Origin of the sequence: Sphingobium sp. AP50 (genome assembly GCF_900109095.1) — a bacterium.
Taxonomy (GTDB): Bacteria; Pseudomonadota; Alphaproteobacteria; order Sphingomonadales; family Sphingomonadaceae; genus Sphingobium.
The window spans coordinates 125,953-141,486 of record NZ_FNYZ01000005.1 but is presented as its reverse complement, the minus strand read 5'-3'; the positions used below and the strand labels follow the sequence as shown (position 1 = coordinate 141,486).

Here is a 15,534-nt window from a genome sequence, read left to right as displayed (position 1 = left end):
TGAGTAGGGGCTGAGCTTGTCGAAGACCCGTATCGAAGCACCTGTCCTTCGATACGCCATTTCGACTTCGCTCAATGCCTGTCCTGAGCGCCTGCCTTGGCAGGCAGTCGAAGGGGCTACTCAGGACGAACGGCGGGAAATTCACTAAACGGCCGCTAAATCGCCACCACTTCCGGCAGGATCGCATCCAGTAGTAGCATCCCGGCCGGCGCCACCTGCAAGCGGGTGCCGGTCAGGCGGATGAGGCCCAGGTCGGTGAGTTGCAGGATCGCTCGTTCATCGACCAGCCGGTCGGCGCGGACGCCGGACTGGGCGGCGATGCGGGACAGGTCCACGCCTTCGCCCAGTCGCAATCCCATCAGCAGCGCCTCGCGCGCGCGATCCTCCGGGACCAGCGCCTCTTCGCTCTGAATGCCATGGCCGTTGCGGGTGACCGCACCCATCCAGTTTTCCGGCTTCTTGTGGCGCATCGTCGCCATGCCGCCGCGGCGACCATGGGCACCCGGCCCGATCCCGGCATAGTCGCCATAGCGCCAATAGGTCAGGTTATGGCGGCTTTCCTGCCCCGGCCGGGCATGGTTGCTGATCTCATAGGCGGGGATGTCGGCCGCGCCGGTCATCGCCTGCGTCAGTTCATAGAGGGTAGCGCCATGGTCCGGATCGGCCGGGGTCAGCTTGCCCTGCGCCACGAGTGTTGCAAAGCGCGTCCCCGGTTCGATCGTGAGCTGATAGAGCGAGAGATGCCCGGTACCGAAGGAGAGGGCGCGGGCCAGTTCGGCTTCCCAGTCGGCTTCGCTCTGGTCGGGGCGGGCGTAGATCAGGTCGAAGCTGACCCGGTCGAACACCGATTGCGCGGTGGCGAGCGCCGCCAGCCCTTCCTCCACATCATGCGCCCGACCGAGGAAATGCAGCGCCTCATTCTCCAGCGCCTGAAGGCCGAGCGACACGCGATTGACCCCGGCAGCGGCGATATCGGCAAAGCGGGCCGCCTCGACCGAATTGGGATTGGCCTCCAGCGTGATTTCCATGTCGGGGGTGAAGCCCCAATGCCGCTCCGCCGCCGTCAGCAGCGCTTCGACCAGTGCGGGCGGCATCAGCGATGGTGTGCCGCCGCCGAAGAAGATGGAGGACAGCGGCCGGTCGCCGGTCAGCGCGGCCTCATGCGCCATGTCGGCCAGCAAAGCCACCTGCCATGCCTCCACGTCCACGCTGTCGCGGACATGACTGTTAAAATCGCAATAGGGACATTTGGATACGCAAAAAGGCCAATGAATGTATAAGGCCTGAGCGTCGCCGGGGGGCGGCGGAGATGCGGGGATAAGAGACGACATGGCTGGGGGCGGCTCTAGAGGCTTTTTGCGCGGTTCGCTATGGGCTGCGCCGATATTGGTAGCGATGGGCGCCCCGGTTTGGGCGGCGGATACGCAGGCACCCACCTCTCCGTCAGCCGCACACGTGGCCGCCAGCGCGGTCATGCCGGCGGCCTTTTACGGCATGGAGGAAGCGCCGCGCGGGCCGGACCTGCTGCGGGCGGTGGTGCTGGACCTGCATAATGGCGCGCGCGAGGCGCTGGGCGTGGCGGCGCTGGACTGGGACGAGGCGCTGGCGGCTGATGCTGCGCGCTATGCCGATGAGATGGCAAAGACCGGTCTGTTCCGCCATTCGCCGCGCGGCAACCGGGCGATCCCCAGCGGCGAAAATCTGTGGATGGGACCGCATCGGCTCTATGGCTATCAGGTCATGGTGGGATCGTTTCTGGAAGAGGGGAAGCTGTTCCGCACCGGTGGCAGGCTGCCCGATATCAGCACGACCGGGCGCTGGCAGGATGTCGGCCATTATACCCAGATGATCTGGCGCGGTACGAAGAAGGTCGGCTGCGCGCTGGGTGAGGGCGCGCAATATGACTATCTGGTCTGCCGCTATTTCCCGGCCGGTAATAGCTACGGCAAGGGACCGCTGGACGCGGAGGATGCGCCGCCTGCGGTGGCTACGCCGGACGTCGCGGAAACGATCGTGGCGAGCGCCGCCAAATAAGCCGCACGGATATTTTTACAGCCGTCGGGCATTGGGTATCCATGCTGGTCCGGAGGAGGAAAGAGGATGCGCCTGCCGCTGCTGTCATGGATATTGCCGGGCACGGCCTTGATCGGGCTGGCGGCCTGCGGTGGGCCGACCGCTCCGAAGGCTGATGAGGTAACGAACAACAATGTAGCCCCGGCGAATGTTGTGGCTCAGGGCAATGATGCGGCGCAAAGCCCGATGTCCACGCCACCCGCCGCTGCCGAAACGCCGATGGCGCAGCCTTTGTCCTGCGCGGCGGAGATCGGATCGGCCGCTGCGGCCAGGCGCGTGAAGCTGTGCCGCGATGTGTCCCCGGCCACCCATCCGCCGTGCAATGCCGCCAATAGCTGCGCGATGATCGAGGATGAGATTGCGCGCAGTTGCGCGCTGTTCGATGGCGACGGGCCGTCCATGGCGGGGTGCACGCCCGCCCCAAAGAGCATGGCCGCGGCCGCTGCGGTGGTGTCGCGTTACTATTCTGCGATCAACGCCCGCGATTATGGCACGGCATGGACGCAATGGGGGGAGAATGGCCGCCCCGGCCAGACGCTGGCGCAGTTCGAAGGCGGATTCGCCCATACAAGGTCGACGCGCGTGACGATCGGCAGGCTGGCGCCGGGCGATGGCGGCGCGGGATCAATCTATCAGACGGTGCCGGTGACGGTCGATTCGCAACTGTCGGACGGCACGCGCCAGCGCTTCACCGGCGACTATATCGTGCGACGGGTCAATGATGTGGATGGCGCGTCACCAGCGCAATTGCGCTGGCATATCGATCAGGCGAAGCTGAAGGCCGTGCCGGCGGGTTAGAAAACCGCCTTCACCAGTTGCGCGAAGGCATCGGCGCGGTGGCTCATGGCGTGCTTGGCGTCCGGGTCCATCTCGCCGAAGCTGATGTCGTGGCCCAGCGGCTGGAACATCGCGTCATAGCCAAAGCCATTTTGTCCGCGCGGCGGCCAGATGAGCGTGCCGTCGACGCGGCCTTCGAACGCTTCGACATGGCCGTCCGGCCAGGCAAGGGCGAGGGCGCAGATGAAATGGGCGCCATGGCCGGCGTCGGGGCCTTTGGCCTCCACGCCGTCCCAGACCTTTTGCATCGCCATGCCGAAATCCTTGTCCGGCCCGGCCCAGCGGGCGGAGAAGAGGCCCGGATCGCCATTCAGCGCCTCGACGCACAGGCCGCTGTCGTCGGCCAGCGCAGGCAGGCCGGAAAGGTCGGCGGCCTGCATCGCCTTCAGCTCTGCGTTGGCGATGAAGGTGGTGCCGGTCTCTTCCGGCTCGGGCAGGTCGAGCGACCCGGCGGAAATCGGTTCGATCCCATAGGGGCCGAGCAAAGCGGCGATTTCCCGCACCTTGCCGGCATTATGGCTGGCGATCACCAGCTTGCCCGGCTTCAGCTTGCGGATCGCCTGTTCCTGTCCGAATTCGTCGCTCATTTTTCTACCCTGCACATATTTCCCGTCATCCCAGCGGAAGCTGGGATCTCACTTCTTTCTGACGTTAGAGCCGAAAGAAAAGGGAGATGCCAGCTTTCGCTGGCATGACGGCATTTTGTGTTTTGGTTCAGCGACCCGTCGCCACATCCTGCGCCGCGAAGATCTTCGCGCAGCCGATGCGGGCGAGGCGGAGCAGGCGGAGCAGCTCTTCCTCGTCATAGGCGGCGCCCTCGGCCGTCGCCTGCACTTCGGCGAACTTGCCGTCGCCGGTCAGGATCAGGTTGGCGTCCGTCTCGGCATTGCTGTCTTCGGCATAGTCGAGGTCGAGGACGGGGGTGCCGTTATAGATGCCGCAGCTGATCGCCGCGACCTTCTGGATGATCGGGTCTTCGGTGAGGGCGCCCGATGCCAGCAGCTTGTCGACGGCGATGCGCAGCGCAACCCAGCTGCCCGAAATGGCAGCGGTGCGGGTGCCGCCATCGGCCTGGATCACGTCGCAATCGACCACGATCTGGCGTTCGCCCAGCTTCTTGAGGTCGACGATCGTGCGCAGCGAGCGGCCGATCAGGCGCTGAATCTCCTGAGTACGGCCCGACTGCTTGCCCTTGGCGGCTTCGCGGCTGCCGCGGGTATGAGTGGCGCGGGGCAGCATGCCATATTCGGCCGTGACCCAGCCCGAACCCTTGCCGCGCAGGAAGGGAGGCACCTTTTCCTCGATCGAGGCGGTGCACAGGACGCGGGTGTCACCGAAGCTGACGAGGCACGAACCCTCGGCATGGATGGTGAAGCCGGGTTCCATGGTGATGTCGCGCATCTGGTCGGGCGCGCGGCCGGAAGGACGCATAATATTTCTCCGAAAAACGGTCTGATGGCGGCCATGGCCACCAATGCGCCCAATAGCGCACTTAAAGCGGCGCTTAGCGTCCGACGGAGACACTTGCCAGTGTCCAGCGCGGGAATTGGACGATAAGAGGCGTTATGACGATAAAAATCTTGGGTCTGGCCGCGCTGTTCGCGCTGGCGGGGTGTATGGCAGAGCAGGAAGGGCTGGAACCGCCCAAGGCGCCGGGGGACGTGATCCGCTTCACCGCCGGGCGCTGCTTTGGCGCATGCCCGACTTACACGGTGCAGGTGTCGCCCGACGGATCGGGATTGCTGACGCCCGAACGCTATACATCGGTGCCGGGCCCGACCCGCTTCACCGTGACCAGGGTGCAATATCGCAAGCTGGTCGCCGCCCTTGCCCCGCATCGTCCGGCGGCGGGTACGACCCAGACCATCGCCCATGGCAAGAATTGCGAGCGCTTCGCCACGGATATGCCGAGCTATAGCGTCGAATGGACGCGACCGGGGCAGGCGACGACGCGGCTGGACTATCAATCCGGCTGCATGGACCCGCAATATGGCAAGCTGCGCGTGGCGATCGCCTCCGTGCCCAAGATACTCGACGTTCAGCATATGCTCAATCCCAAGGCAGTCGCGCCTTGAGCCTGTCCGCCGTCTTGCCTAGATAAGGCGCATGTCGGTCACGCCCATCTCCGAACTGAATGATCGCGCGCGCGATGTGTTTCGCCTGGTGGTGGAAAGCTATCTGGGCACCGGCATGCCCGTGGGGTCGCGTACCATCAGCAAGATGGCGTCGCTCAGCCTGTCGCCCGCCTCGATCCGCAACGTCATGCAAGATCTGGAGGAACTCGGCCTGCTTGCCGCGCCGCATACCTCGGCCGGGCGGATGCCGACCGAAACGGGGTTGCGCCTGTTCGTGGACGGCATGATGCAGGCGGCCGAACCCTCGCCCGAGGAGCGCCGCGCGATCGAGGCTGGAATATCGGAAAGCGGGCCGATCGAGGAAGCGCTGTCCGCCGCCACCGCCACGCTTTCCGGCCTGTCCGCCTGTGCCGGCATCGTCATGGTGCCCAAGCGCGAACCGATATTGCGGCAGTTCGGCTTTGTGCCGCTGAACGCGCGGCAGGCGCTGGCCGTGCTGGTCGGGCAGGACGGGTCTGTCGAAAATCGCGTGCTCGATTTGCCCGAAGGGGTCAGCCCGATCGCGCTCAACGAAGCGGCCAATTTCATGTCGGCGCGCTTTGGCGGCCTGACCCTGCGGCAGGCGGGCGAGGCGCTGGCGCGGGAGATGGAGGCGGAGCGCCATGCGCTCGACAACAGCGCGCGCGATCTGGCGGCGCGGGGCCTGGCCATCTGGTCGCATGATGCCGACGACCGGCCGGTGCTGATCGTGCGCGGCCAGTCGCATCTGCTGGATGACAGTGCCGCCGCCGATCTGGAACGCGCCCGCCAATTGCTGGAGCAACTGGAGGGCAAGCAGGAAATATTGGACCTGCTGCGCGGCGCCTTGGCGGGCAGCGCGACCAAAATCTTCATCGGCTCGGAAAACAAGCTCTTTTCCCTGTCGGGTTCTTCGGTCATAGCCGCGCCCTACCGGGGCGCAGACGGCCGGGTCGTCGGCGTGGTCGGCGTGATCGGCCCCACGCGCTTGAACTATGCGCGGGTGATCCCCATGGTGGATTTCACAGCACAGACGCTATCGAGATTGATGAGATGAGCGAAAACAAAGACACTATCGAAAACACCGAAGTCGTGGATGCGTTGCCCGAAGATGCAGCGCCCGCAGCAGACCCCGTCGCCGAGAAGATTGCCGCGCTGGAGGCGGAACTCGCCACCGCGAAGCAGGATATTCTCTACGCCCATGCCGACACGCAGAATGTGCGTCGCCGGCTGGAAAAGGAACTGGCGGATGCCCGTTCCTATGCATCGACCGCCTTCGCCCGCGATATCCTGTCGGTCGCCGACAATCTGAGCCGCGCGCTGGCCGCCATCCCCGCCGACCTGCGCGAGGATGAGAAGTTCAAGGGGCTGGTCGTCGGCCTGGAAGCCACCGGCCGCGAACTGGACAGCGTGTTCGGCCGCAACGGCGTGACCAAGCTGGAGTCGGTCGGCCAGCCGCTCGACCCGAACAAGCATCAGGCGGTGATGGAACTCCCCTCGGCCGATGCCGAACCGGGCACCGTGCTGGTCGAAATGCAGGCCGGCTACATGATCAAGGACCGCCTGCTGCGCCCCGCCATGGTCAGCGTGGCGAAGAAGCCGGACTAATATATTTCTTCTCCCCTCCCGCTTGCGGGAGGGGCCGGGGGTGGGCTGGACATAGCGACAGCCCACCCCGCTGCGACTAACCTCGCCTTCGGCTCGGCAAGTCTCGCGCCTCTCCCGCAAGCGGGAGGGGGAGTCAGGAGGTTCAGCCTGACGGAGACGATTTTGCGCCACGACCTCAACCTCACCACTGACCGTCCGACCTTCGTCACCCATCTCGAATGTTCGCTGACCGGGGAACGTTATGAGGCGGATCGGCTGCATGGGCTGTCGGCGGTGGGCAAGCCGCTGTTGGTGCGTTATGATCTGGAGGGCGTGCGGGCCACGCTGACCAAGGAGGCGCTGGCGGCGCGGCCGATGGACCTGTGGCGCTGGCGTGAATTGCTGCCGGTACGGCAGACGTCCAACATCGTGAGTCTGGGCGAAAATGCGACGCCGCTGATCCCGCTGCCGCGTACGGCCAGGCGGTTGGGCGGCGCGCATCTGCTCGCCAAGGATGAGGGGCGGTTGCCCACGGCTTCCTTCAAGGCGCGCGGGCTGGTGATGGCCGTCTCCATGGCCAAGGAGTTGGGCGTGACGCAAGTCGCCATGCCCACCAACGGCAATGCCGGCGCGGCGCTGGCCGCCTATGCCGCCGTCGCGGGCATGGAATCGGTGATCTTCTGTCCCGCCGACACGCCCGAAGTGAATGTGCGCGAGATCGCGGCGCAGGGCGCACGGGTCTATCGCGTCAACGGCTATATCGACGATTGCGGCGCGATCGTGGGGCAGGGCGCCAGGGAACGCGGCTGGTTCGATTTCTCGACGCTGAAGGAGCCCTATCGGATCGAGGGCAAGAAGACGATGGGGCTGGAACTGGCCGAGCAGCTTGGCTGGGAACTGCCCGATGCGATCTTCTATCCCACTGGCGGCGGCACGGGCCTGATCGGCATGTGGAAGGCGTTCGACGAGCTTGAGAAGATCGGCTTCATCGGCTCCAAGCGCCCCAAGATGTTCGCGGTGCAGGCCGAGGGGTGCGCGCCGATGGTCCGCGCTTTCGAGCAGGGCGTGGAGTTTGCCGAACGTTGGGAGGATGCGCAGACCATCGCCATGGGCATTCGCGTGCCAAAGGCCGTGGGCGACTTCCTGATCCTGCGCGCGGTACGGGAAAGCGGCGGCGCGGCACTGGCGGTGTCGGACGCGGCGATCGCGGCGGCGGTGCGGGACGTGGCGCGCGACGACGGGTTGCTGCTCTGTCCGGAGGGCGGGGCGACGCTGGCCGCCTATCAACGGGCGCTGGACGAGGGGCTGATCGGGCGTGACGAGCGCGCGGTGCTGTTCAACTGCGCGAGCGGCCTAAAATATCCGCTGGAGGACCAGAGCCGCACGCTCGACCGGCACGCGCCGATCGATTTCGCGTCGCTCTAGGCGATCGGGGCGCGAACCGGAGGGGGTATGCGCACGACATTGGGCATCTGCCGCAAGAAGGCTTGCTATGACACGGAAGACGAGGCCTGGGCGGTGATCGCCCGGGCGGCCATTGTGCTGCGCCCCTATCGCTGTGCCCTGTGTCGCAAATTCCACCTGACCAGTCGGACCAAGGGCATGCGGATAAGGCGCCCGCCAAACTGAAAGATATAAAAAGATATATCGTAAGTCTTGACGATCGGAATTTTTAAGATATATCACAAAGCATCATGAAGCATATGAAAGAAGAATTGATGCGAAATTTTCATCCCTCTCACGGCCGTCATGGCGGCTTTGGTCATCACGGCGGAATGCACGGCGGTCGGGGCGGCCCCCATTTGGGACATGGCCGCTTCGCCTTTCCTGACGGCTTCGGCCGGGGGCGCGGTGGTCCCTTTGGTGGCGATCCGTTCGGCGAGGATGGTCCGCGCGGCGGCGGCCGGGGCGGGCGCGGTGGCGGCGGTGGTCGTCGGCGGCTGTTCGACAATGAAACGCTGCGGCTGATCCTGCTGAAGCTGATCGCCGATGAACCGCGCCACGGCTATGAACTGATCCGCGCGATCGAGGCGCTGACGGCCGAGGCCTATGCACCCAGCCCCGGCGTGGTCTATCCGACGCTCACTTTGCTGGCCGAGATGGACCTGATCGTCGAACAGCCCCCAAAAGACTCTGGCTCAGGCAGCCGCAAGCGCTTCGCCATCACCGAAGCGGGCACGGCCCAGATCGAGGAGCGCAAGGCGGCGCTGGAACTGGCGCTGGCCCGGCTCGCCTCACTGGCGCAGCAGGCACAGCGGGTCGATGGTGGTCCGGTTCGTCGCGCCATGCACAATCTGCGCTTCGCCATCCAGCAACGCCTTGAAAAAGAAGGTGCGGATAGCCAGACCATGTTCGACGTCGCCGCCCTGATCGACGAAGCCGTTACCAAGATCGAAAGGCTGTAACCCATGACCGTGACTGCAACCGTGCCGACCACCAGCGGCAGCCGTTATCTCCAGCAGCTTTGCAAGCATTGGAGCCACAAGTTCGAGGTGAATTTCGATCCCGCACAGGGAGAGATCGCTTTCCCGATGGGGCCGATCCGCATGACGGCCGAGCCGGAAGCGCTGGTCGTGACGCTGGAGCCCAATGCGGACGCCGATGTCGAGCGGTTCAAACAGGTGGTCGCCGATCATCTCGACCGCTTCGCCTTCCGCGAAGCGCCGCTGCCCTTCGACTGGAAGTAAGTCCTTTCGTCATCCCAGCTTTCGCTGGGATGACGGACTTGATCAAATATCGTCAATCATTTCCGCCAGCACGGCCAGGCAATCCTTGGCCAACTGCATGGAGCGTGCGGGCGACCAGCCGAAATCGGCGTCGGGCAGGTCGTCATTATCCTTGAACGGCATTTCCAGCGTCATCGCCACTGCGCCGAAGCGTTCAGCGACCTGATTGGTCGACATGGACAGATTGGCCTTGCCAGCCGCCGCCATCGGATAACCCAGTCGCGTCTGGAAATCGGGCGTGCGCACGGCCAGCGTGTCGCGATAGCGGTGATAGAGTTCGCTCTGCTTCGCCGTGATCGACGGAATGCCGTCAAAGCCCGCAATGAACACGGCAGCGATCGCCTCGTCGCCATGCACGTCCATGGCGAAGTCGACGCCGGTTTCGTCCATCGCATTGCGAACCAGCAGCACTTCGGGGCTCTTGTCCGCGGTCGGCTCATGCCATTCGCGGTTCAGGTTCACGCCGACCGCATTGGTGCGCAGGTGGCCGCGACGGCTGCCGTCCGGGTTCATGTTGGGCACCAGATGGATCGTTGCCTTCTGCCGCAGCAGGCGGGCGACGGCATCCTCTTCGTCGGTCAGTCGCTCCAGCGCGCCTTCCATCCACCATTCGGCCATCGATTCGCCGGGATGCTGGCGGGCATAGAGCCACACCTGCTTGGGGCCGTCGCCGATCGTCAGCAGGTCCATCGGCTGGCCGTCCAGCGTCAGGCCCAGTTCGCGATGCTCGACGCCCGGCTGACTGGCCGCCCAGGCGATCAGGTCATGATGGCGCTCCATCGAATAGGGCGCGAAATAGGCGATCCACACCGCATTGCTGTCCGGCGTCAGGCGGATGGTCAGCGTGCCGTCGGCATAGTCGGTGTCGGCCAGCAGCCAGCTTTCGCGATCCTCGCTGAAGCGCGCGCTATAGCCGGGCCAGCCGCCGGGATAGGCGGAGTTCGCCCCGTTGACGATCTTCAGTTCCACCTCGCGCCCGGCCGCATTGGCCAGACGGAAATGGAACCATTGATAAAAGTCGCTCTGATGATCGGTCACGATCTCCAGATCGGCGCTGACGCCGGCCGGAGTATCGGTGATGGAGAGGACGCGAATATTGCCGCTATCAAAGCCGCTGGAAATGCTGATGGTCATTTGACCATTATAGTGCGGCCCGATTCCCCCGGATAGCCCCCGATCAACGCAGCGGCGAGTTTCTGTGCCGCCGCAACCGGCTGCGCGGCGGGCGTGCCCTGACGCGCTTCGGTCGAGGCGCGGCCTTCCCACACGGCCGACGAATCGGACCGGCGGCGCAACTGCACATGCATCTGGGTGGTCACGATGTCCTTGGGCTTGCCCGACAGGTTGATGCCCACGCCAAGGCCCAGCCCACCAAAGGTGCCGCCCCGGCGCCCGCCGCCGCTGCCGATGCCGCCGCTCATGCCGACGCTGACCGGCTTGTCGCTGCTGCGGTCGACGCCTGACGGGCGGAAGCTGCGGTTGAAGCTGATCAGCGCGACATAGTCGCTCTGCGCGCCATCGCTGGCGGGGGTGAAGCCCACGCGCTGGAATTCCTGGGTCACGACTCCGGCATAGGTGCGGAATTCGAGGCTGATGTCCGGATTTCCCGGCATTTCCTCCACCGCGATGCTGCCCGACCGAGCGGGATTGTCGACATGGAATCGCGTCACTTCCACCGGCGGCACGCCGCCTGCGCAGGCGGCGAGGGGAAGGGCGAGGGCGGCGGCGAGAAGGGGGCGCATCGACATGGGGTCACTCCAACGGACATTTGCCGGACAGATAAGATACGGATTACACGGCGCGGCGGGTGTAAAACCCTCACGCCTCTCTAGCTACCCTCATGCTGCATGAAAGATGAATGGAAGCAAAAGACCGGCCACCGCCCTTGACTTTGCGCCGTCCGGCCCATAGGGGCTGCGCTTCGATTTTCGAACACATTCAGATTCCATCAAGGGCCTAGCCATGAAGATCCGCAACTCGCTCAAGTCGCTCAAGGGACGCCACCGGGACAACCGCGTGATCCGTCGTCGCGGCCGTACCTACGTCATCAACAAGACCAACCGTCGCTTCAAGGCTCGTCAGGGCTGATAGCGAAGGCTGCTCCTTCGGGAGCAGGTCTTGATATTGCGCAAAGCGCCCGGTCGATGATCGGGCGCTTTTCTGCGTTGATACGGAAATGGACTGGCGAATCGCTTTCAGAAGCCGTTCGCTTCGAGCGAAGTCGAGAAGCGGCCAGCGCAGCACTTCCCGTTTCTCGACTTCGCTCGAAACGAACGGAGATGAGGAGAAGGCTTATCCCTCGTCGCGGCCCTTCAGTTCGTCGCCGCGAATCGTGGTGACATGCAGCACGTTGGTCGATCCCGGCGTGCCGAAGGGAACACCGGCCAGCACGACGATCTTGCCGCCCTTTTCGACCATATTGTGGCGCAGCGCCATGCGTCGCGCCTTGCCGATCATTTCCTCGAACGTCCCGATATCTTTGGTGCGGATGGCGTGCACACCCCAGGTCAGGCCCAGCTTGCGTGCGGTGTCGGCACGCGGCGTCAGCGCCAGAATCGGCGCGGCGGGCCGCTCGCGCGCCACGCGGCGCACCGTGCTGCCCGATGAGGTGAAGCAGGTGATGGCGCTGGCCCCCACGACATCGACGATATTGCCGGCGCTTTCGGCCAGTGCGTCCGCCGTGGTCGGGTCGGGGCGCGTCTCCGTGTAATGGAGGCGACCATAATAGCCCGGATCACGCTCCACGCTGTGGGCGATGCTGTCCATCATCGCCACCGCCTCGACCGGCCAGTCGCCCGCCGCCGTTTCCGCCGACAGCATGATCGCATCGGCGCCGTCATAGACGGCCGTCGCCACGTCCGACACTTCGGCGCGAGTCGGGGAGGGGGACTTGATCATCGATTCGAGCATCTGGGTCGCGACCACCACTGGGCGGCCCATGCGGCGGGCCGTGGCGACGATCTGCTTCTGGAGCGGCGGCACCGCCTGGGGCGGCAGTTCCACGCCCAGATCGCCACGCGCGACCATCACGCCGTCGGCCAGTTCGATAATCTCCTCCAGCCGCTGTACGGCCGAAGGCTTCTCGATCTTGGCCATCAGCGCGCCATAGCCGCCCATCAGTTTGCGGGCTTCGGCCAGATCCTCCGGCCGCTGCACGAAGCTGAGCGCGATCCAGTCGCACCCCTGCTGCATGGCGAAGCTGAGGTCGCGCCGATCCTTGTCGGTCAGTGCCGGCACCGGCACCACCACGTCGGGCACGTTCACGCCCTTGCGGTTGGACAGGGTGCCGCCGACCTCGACGATCGTCTCGATGCGGTCGTCGACGATCGCCTTCACCCGCAACACCAGCTTGCCGTCGTCCAGCAGCAGCCGGGTTTCGGGCACCAGCGCGGCATAGATTTCCGGGTGGGGCAGGTTGACGCGGCGGGCATTGCCCGGCGTTTCATCCCGGTCCAGCACGAATTTCGCGCCGGTTTCCAGAATCGCCAGCCCCTTCTCGAAGGTGCCGACACGCAGCTTAGGCCCCTGAAGGTCGCCCAAAATGGTGGTCGGGCGGCTGAATTCTTTTTCCAGCGTGCGGATGGTGGCGATGCGCGCGGCATGATCTTCATGCGCGCCATGGCTCATATTGATGCGAAAGGCGTCGGCCCCGGCGACGAACAGGGCGCGGATCATCTCCGGCGTATCGCTGGCAGGGCCAAGCGTCGCCAGGATGCGAACCTTGCGTGAGCGGGGCGGTAACTGAGTCATGTCTTCTCCTGGCCGTCATGATCGCTCCTGAATCTTGTCAGGGCGTCGTTATGGGTTATCCGTGCTGCACGACAGGATGATGTAGATCAGCGAAAAGGATCGCCGATGACCGATAGCATACTCACAGATGCGGTTGCTGCAACCGCCTTCCGCCGTCTGGTGGCGCATTTGCAGCACCGGACCGACGTCCAGAATATCGATCTGATGGGCAGCGCGGGCTTTTGCCGCAATTGCCTGGCCGACTGGATAGCCGAGGCCGATGGCAATCTGACCAAGGATCAGGCCCGCGAGATCATCCACGGCATGCCCTTTGCCGACTGGAAAGCGCAGCATCAGGGCGAGGCCACGCCACAGCAGATCGCAAAGATGCAGGAGAGTGTGGCGAAGAACGCCGACACCCATTAGAGGCGAGCGCCAACCGATTCACACTGACATGGAGTTATGACATGAGCGAGGGCAACGTCGCCGCCGACCAGCTACGCCTTCTGATCGAACGCATCGAGCGTCTGGAAGAGGAAAAGAAGGGCATCGGCGACGACATCAAGGACGTCTATCTGGAAGCCAAGGCCACAGGGTACGACGCAAAGATCATGCGCCAGATCATCCGCCTGCGGAAGATGCAGCCGCATGACCGGCAGGAGATGGAGGCGATCCTCCAGACTTACCTGTCGGCTCTGGGTATGGAATAGGGAGTCTTTGAAAAATGCGCTGAGGCGCATTTTCTGAGCCGCACCGGCCCTCTCCCCCACCCGGCCGCCTATATGATACTGTCGTTGGGCGGCCGGGTGGGGGAGAAGGCCGGTGCGGTAACCCAGACAGGAAAGAGAGCGCCCATGGCCGAGATCATCGTCAGCACCACCAGCCGTCTGGAGGGAAGGCCCGCGAAAGAGTATCTCGGCATCGTCACCGGAGAGGTGATTGTGGGCGCCAACCTGTTCCGTGACCTGTTCGCCAGCGTCCGCGATATCGTGGGCGGGCGATCGGGCGCTTATGAAGATGTGCTCCAGCGCGCCCGCGAACAGGCGATTGCCGAAATGCGCACGCGCGCCGCGACCATGGGCGCCAATGCCGTGGTGGGTGTCGACCTCGATTATGAAGTCATCGGGTCCAATGGATCGATGCTGATGGTGTCGGCGTCCGGCACGGCGATCCTCTATTGATGATCCGCATCCGTCCGGCACGGGTCGATGATGCCGTCGCCTGCGCGGCGATCTATGCCCCCTATGTGACGGATAGCTGGGTCAGTTTCGAAACCGACCCGCCCGGTGCCGTCGAAATGGCGCGCCGGATTGCCGAGCATGGCGCATCGCACGGCTGGCTGGTCGCGCAGGGCGCTGGCGGGCGGATTGCGGGCTATGTCTATGGCAGTGCCCATCGCAGCCGGGCCGCCTATGCGACTTCCGCCGATGTCGCCATCTATGTCGATCCCGCCTTCGCCCGACAGGGGGTGGGGCGGGCGCTTTATGCCTCGCTTTTCCCGATCCTCAAGGCACGCGGCATCCACGCCGTCTTTGCCGGTATCGCCCAGCCCAATGACGCCAGCGTCGCCCTGCATGAGGCCATGGGTTTCACGCCTGTCGGCCTCTATCGCGAAGTGGGATGGAAGATGGACGGCTGGCGCGATGTCGGCTGGTGGCAGCGACTGCTCTGAAGGTTGCCCTTGGGGCGGCCGCTGGTGTAAGGGCGCCCATCACTTTCAACCGGCAGATAAGAATTCAGGACTTATGGCAGGCCATTCCAAATTCAAGAACATCATGCATCGCAAGGGCGCGCAGGACAAGAAGCGCTCCTCGATGTTCTCCAAGCTCAGCCGCGAAATCACCGTCGCGGCCAAGATGGGCATGCCCGATCCGGACATGAACCCGCGCCTGCGTCTGGCGATCAACGCCGCCAAGGCCCAGTCGATGCCCAAGGACAATATCCAGCGCGCGGTCGACAAAGCGAGCAAGGGCGACACCGAGAATTACGAAGAAGTGCGCTATGAGGGCTATGGCCCCGGCGGCACGGCGATCATCGTGGAAGCGCTGACCGATAACCGCAACCGTACCGCCACCAATGTCCGCACCGCCTTCGCCAAGAATGGCGGCAATCTGGGGTCTTCGGGCGCGGTGAGCCATGGCTTCGATCGCCTCGGCCTCATCACCTATCCGGCCAGCGCTGGCGACGCCGAAGCGATCTTCGAAGCGGCGCTGGAAGCGGGCGCGGAGGACGTGTCGTCCAACGAGGACGAACATGAAATCTGGACTGCCATGGACGCGCTGCACGAAGTCGCCAAGGCGTTGGAAGCCACGCTGGGCGCCGCCGATGGCGCCAAGCTCGCCTGGAAGCCCACCACCACCGTCGAAGTCGACGAAGGCAATGCCGCGACGCTGATGAAGCTGGTCGACACGCTGGAAGAGGATGACGACGTCCAGACCGTCTGGGGGAACTATGAGGTTTCCGACGAGGTGATGGAGAAATTGGGCTAA

At 64.5% G+C, this 15,534-nt stretch carries 21 protein-coding genes; 15 read left to right on the top strand and 6 right to left on the bottom strand.

The features are described 5' to 3' along the window. Nucleotides 1-155: 155 nt before the first annotated feature. Nucleotides 156-1,331 (bottom strand): radical SAM family heme chaperone HemW, encoded by a 1,176-nt coding sequence (gene hemW / locus BMY84_RS11325; protein ID WP_093083908.1) that lies wholly within the window; start codon nt 1,329-1,331, stop codon nt 156-158. On the opposite strand from hemW, the gene BMY84_RS11320 reads away from it, so the two are divergent. Then, nucleotides 1,330-2,034: a CAP domain-containing protein gene (locus BMY84_RS11320; RefSeq protein WP_093083906.1), complete on the top strand. Its 705-nt coding sequence runs from the start codon at nt 1,330-1,332 to the stop codon at nt 2,032-2,034. The two genes, hemW and BMY84_RS11320, sit on opposite strands and share 2 nt — an antisense overlap. Nucleotides 2,035-2,100: 66 nt before the next feature. Beyond that, nucleotides 2,101-2,871, top strand: coding sequence for a hypothetical protein (locus tag BMY84_RS11315; protein WP_093083904.1), 771 nt, complete (start codon nt 2,101-2,103; stop codon nt 2,869-2,871). Here BMY84_RS11315 and rdgB read toward each other — a convergent pair. Together rdgB and rph are read right to left on the bottom strand one after the other, a co-directional pair. Then, entirely contained in the window at nt 2,868-3,497 is a 630-nt protein-coding gene (gene rdgB, locus BMY84_RS11310; RefSeq protein WP_093083903.1) for an RdgB/HAM1 family non-canonical purine NTP pyrophosphatase, read from the bottom strand. The two genes, BMY84_RS11315 and rdgB, sit on opposite strands and share 4 nt — an antisense overlap. Before the next feature lie 127 nt (nt 3,498-3,624). Next, nucleotides 3,625-4,341 (bottom strand): ribonuclease PH, encoded by a 717-nt coding sequence (rph, locus tag BMY84_RS11305; protein ID WP_093083901.1) that lies wholly within the window; start codon nt 4,339-4,341, stop codon nt 3,625-3,627. Between the two features lie 134 nt (nt 4,342-4,475). Here rph and BMY84_RS11300 point away from each other — a divergent pair, with 134 nt between their 5' ends. The 7 genes from BMY84_RS11300 (at nt 4,476) to BMY84_RS11275 (ending at nt 9,277) form a co-directional block, all read left to right on the top strand. After that, nucleotides 4,476-4,985 (top strand): DUF6438 domain-containing protein, encoded by a 510-nt coding sequence (locus BMY84_RS11300; RefSeq protein ID WP_093083900.1) that lies wholly within the window; start codon nt 4,476-4,478, stop codon nt 4,983-4,985. Between the two features lie 31 nt (nt 4,986-5,016). Further along, entirely contained in the window at nt 5,017-6,060 is a 1,044-nt protein-coding gene (gene hrcA / locus BMY84_RS11295; protein WP_093013549.1) for a heat-inducible transcriptional repressor HrcA, read from the top strand. After that, the gene (grpE, locus tag BMY84_RS11290) at nt 6,057-6,611 is read left to right on the top strand and encodes a nucleotide exchange factor GrpE (protein ID WP_093083898.1); all 555 of its coding nucleotides are present in this window, start codon (nt 6,057-6,059) and stop codon (nt 6,609-6,611) included. The genes hrcA and grpE overlap by 4 nt, the downstream gene beginning before the upstream one ends. Before the next feature lie 162 nt (nt 6,612-6,773). Continuing rightward, nucleotides 6,774-8,015 (top strand): threonine synthase, encoded by a 1,242-nt coding sequence (locus tag BMY84_RS11285; RefSeq protein WP_093083896.1) that lies wholly within the window; start codon nt 6,774-6,776, stop codon nt 8,013-8,015. Between the two features lie 27 nt (nt 8,016-8,042). Next, nucleotides 8,043-8,219 (top strand): hypothetical protein, encoded by a 177-nt coding sequence (locus BMY84_RS29715; RefSeq protein ID WP_177203985.1) that lies wholly within the window; start codon nt 8,043-8,045, stop codon nt 8,217-8,219. 89 nt (nt 8,220-8,308) lie between these two features. Further along, nucleotides 8,309-8,995: a PadR family transcriptional regulator gene (locus BMY84_RS11280; protein WP_371262411.1), complete on the top strand. Its 687-nt coding sequence runs from the start codon at nt 8,309-8,311 to the stop codon at nt 8,993-8,995. A 3-nt stretch (nt 8,996-8,998) separates the two neighbouring features. Beyond that, the gene (locus tag BMY84_RS11275; RefSeq protein ID WP_093083895.1) at nt 8,999-9,277 is read left to right on the top strand and encodes a DUF2218 domain-containing protein; all 279 of its coding nucleotides are present in this window, start codon (nt 8,999-9,001) and stop codon (nt 9,275-9,277) included. 42 nt (nt 9,278-9,319) lie between these two features. Here the strand turns inward: BMY84_RS11275 and BMY84_RS11270 are convergent, their stop codons facing one another. Beyond that, nucleotides 9,320-10,450 (bottom strand): M14 family metallopeptidase, encoded by a 1,131-nt coding sequence (locus BMY84_RS11270; RefSeq protein ID WP_093083893.1) that lies wholly within the window; start codon nt 10,448-10,450, stop codon nt 9,320-9,322. Further along, on the bottom strand, nt 10,447-11,064 hold the full coding sequence (locus BMY84_RS11265; protein WP_093083891.1) for a hypothetical protein: 618 nt from the start codon (nt 11,062-11,064) through the stop codon (nt 10,447-10,449). The genes BMY84_RS11270 and BMY84_RS11265 overlap by 4 nt, the downstream gene beginning before the upstream one ends. Before the next feature lie 214 nt (nt 11,065-11,278). Here BMY84_RS11265 and ykgO point away from each other — a divergent pair, with 214 nt between their 5' ends. Continuing rightward, on the top strand, nt 11,279-11,404 hold the full coding sequence (ykgO, locus tag BMY84_RS11260; protein WP_004210176.1) for a type B 50S ribosomal protein L36: 126 nt from the start codon (nt 11,279-11,281) through the stop codon (nt 11,402-11,404). A 204-nt stretch (nt 11,405-11,608) separates the two neighbouring features. On the opposite strand, the gene pyk is transcribed toward ykgO, so the two are convergent. Beyond that, a complete protein-coding gene (gene pyk, locus BMY84_RS11255; protein ID WP_093083890.1) occupies nt 11,609-13,066 on the bottom strand; it encodes a pyruvate kinase in 1,458 nt (485 codons plus the stop codon). Between the two features lie 105 nt (nt 13,067-13,171). Here pyk and BMY84_RS11250 point away from each other — a divergent pair, with 105 nt between their 5' ends. The 5 genes from BMY84_RS11250 (at nt 13,172) to BMY84_RS11230 (ending at nt 15,534) form a co-directional block, all read left to right on the top strand. After that, nucleotides 13,172-13,471, top strand: coding sequence for a DUF1244 domain-containing protein (locus BMY84_RS11250; RefSeq protein ID WP_093083888.1), 300 nt, complete (start codon nt 13,172-13,174; stop codon nt 13,469-13,471). A gap of 41 nt (nt 13,472-13,512) precedes the next feature. Further along, the gene (locus tag BMY84_RS11245; RefSeq protein WP_056683669.1) at nt 13,513-13,755 is read left to right on the top strand and encodes a DUF2312 domain-containing protein; all 243 of its coding nucleotides are present in this window, start codon (nt 13,513-13,515) and stop codon (nt 13,753-13,755) included. A gap of 144 nt (nt 13,756-13,899) precedes the next feature. Then, entirely contained in the window at nt 13,900-14,226 is a 327-nt protein-coding gene (locus BMY84_RS11240) for a heavy metal-binding domain-containing protein (RefSeq protein ID WP_177203984.1), read from the top strand. After that, the gene (locus BMY84_RS11235; protein ID WP_093083887.1) at nt 14,226-14,717 is read left to right on the top strand and encodes an arsinothricin resistance N-acetyltransferase ArsN1 family B; all 492 of its coding nucleotides are present in this window, start codon (nt 14,226-14,228) and stop codon (nt 14,715-14,717) included. Before BMY84_RS11240 ends, BMY84_RS11235 begins: the two co-directional genes overlap by 1 nt. A gap of 73 nt (nt 14,718-14,790) precedes the next feature. Continuing rightward, entirely contained in the window at nt 14,791-15,534 is a 744-nt protein-coding gene (locus tag BMY84_RS11230) for a YebC/PmpR family DNA-binding transcriptional regulator (RefSeq protein ID WP_093083885.1), read from the top strand.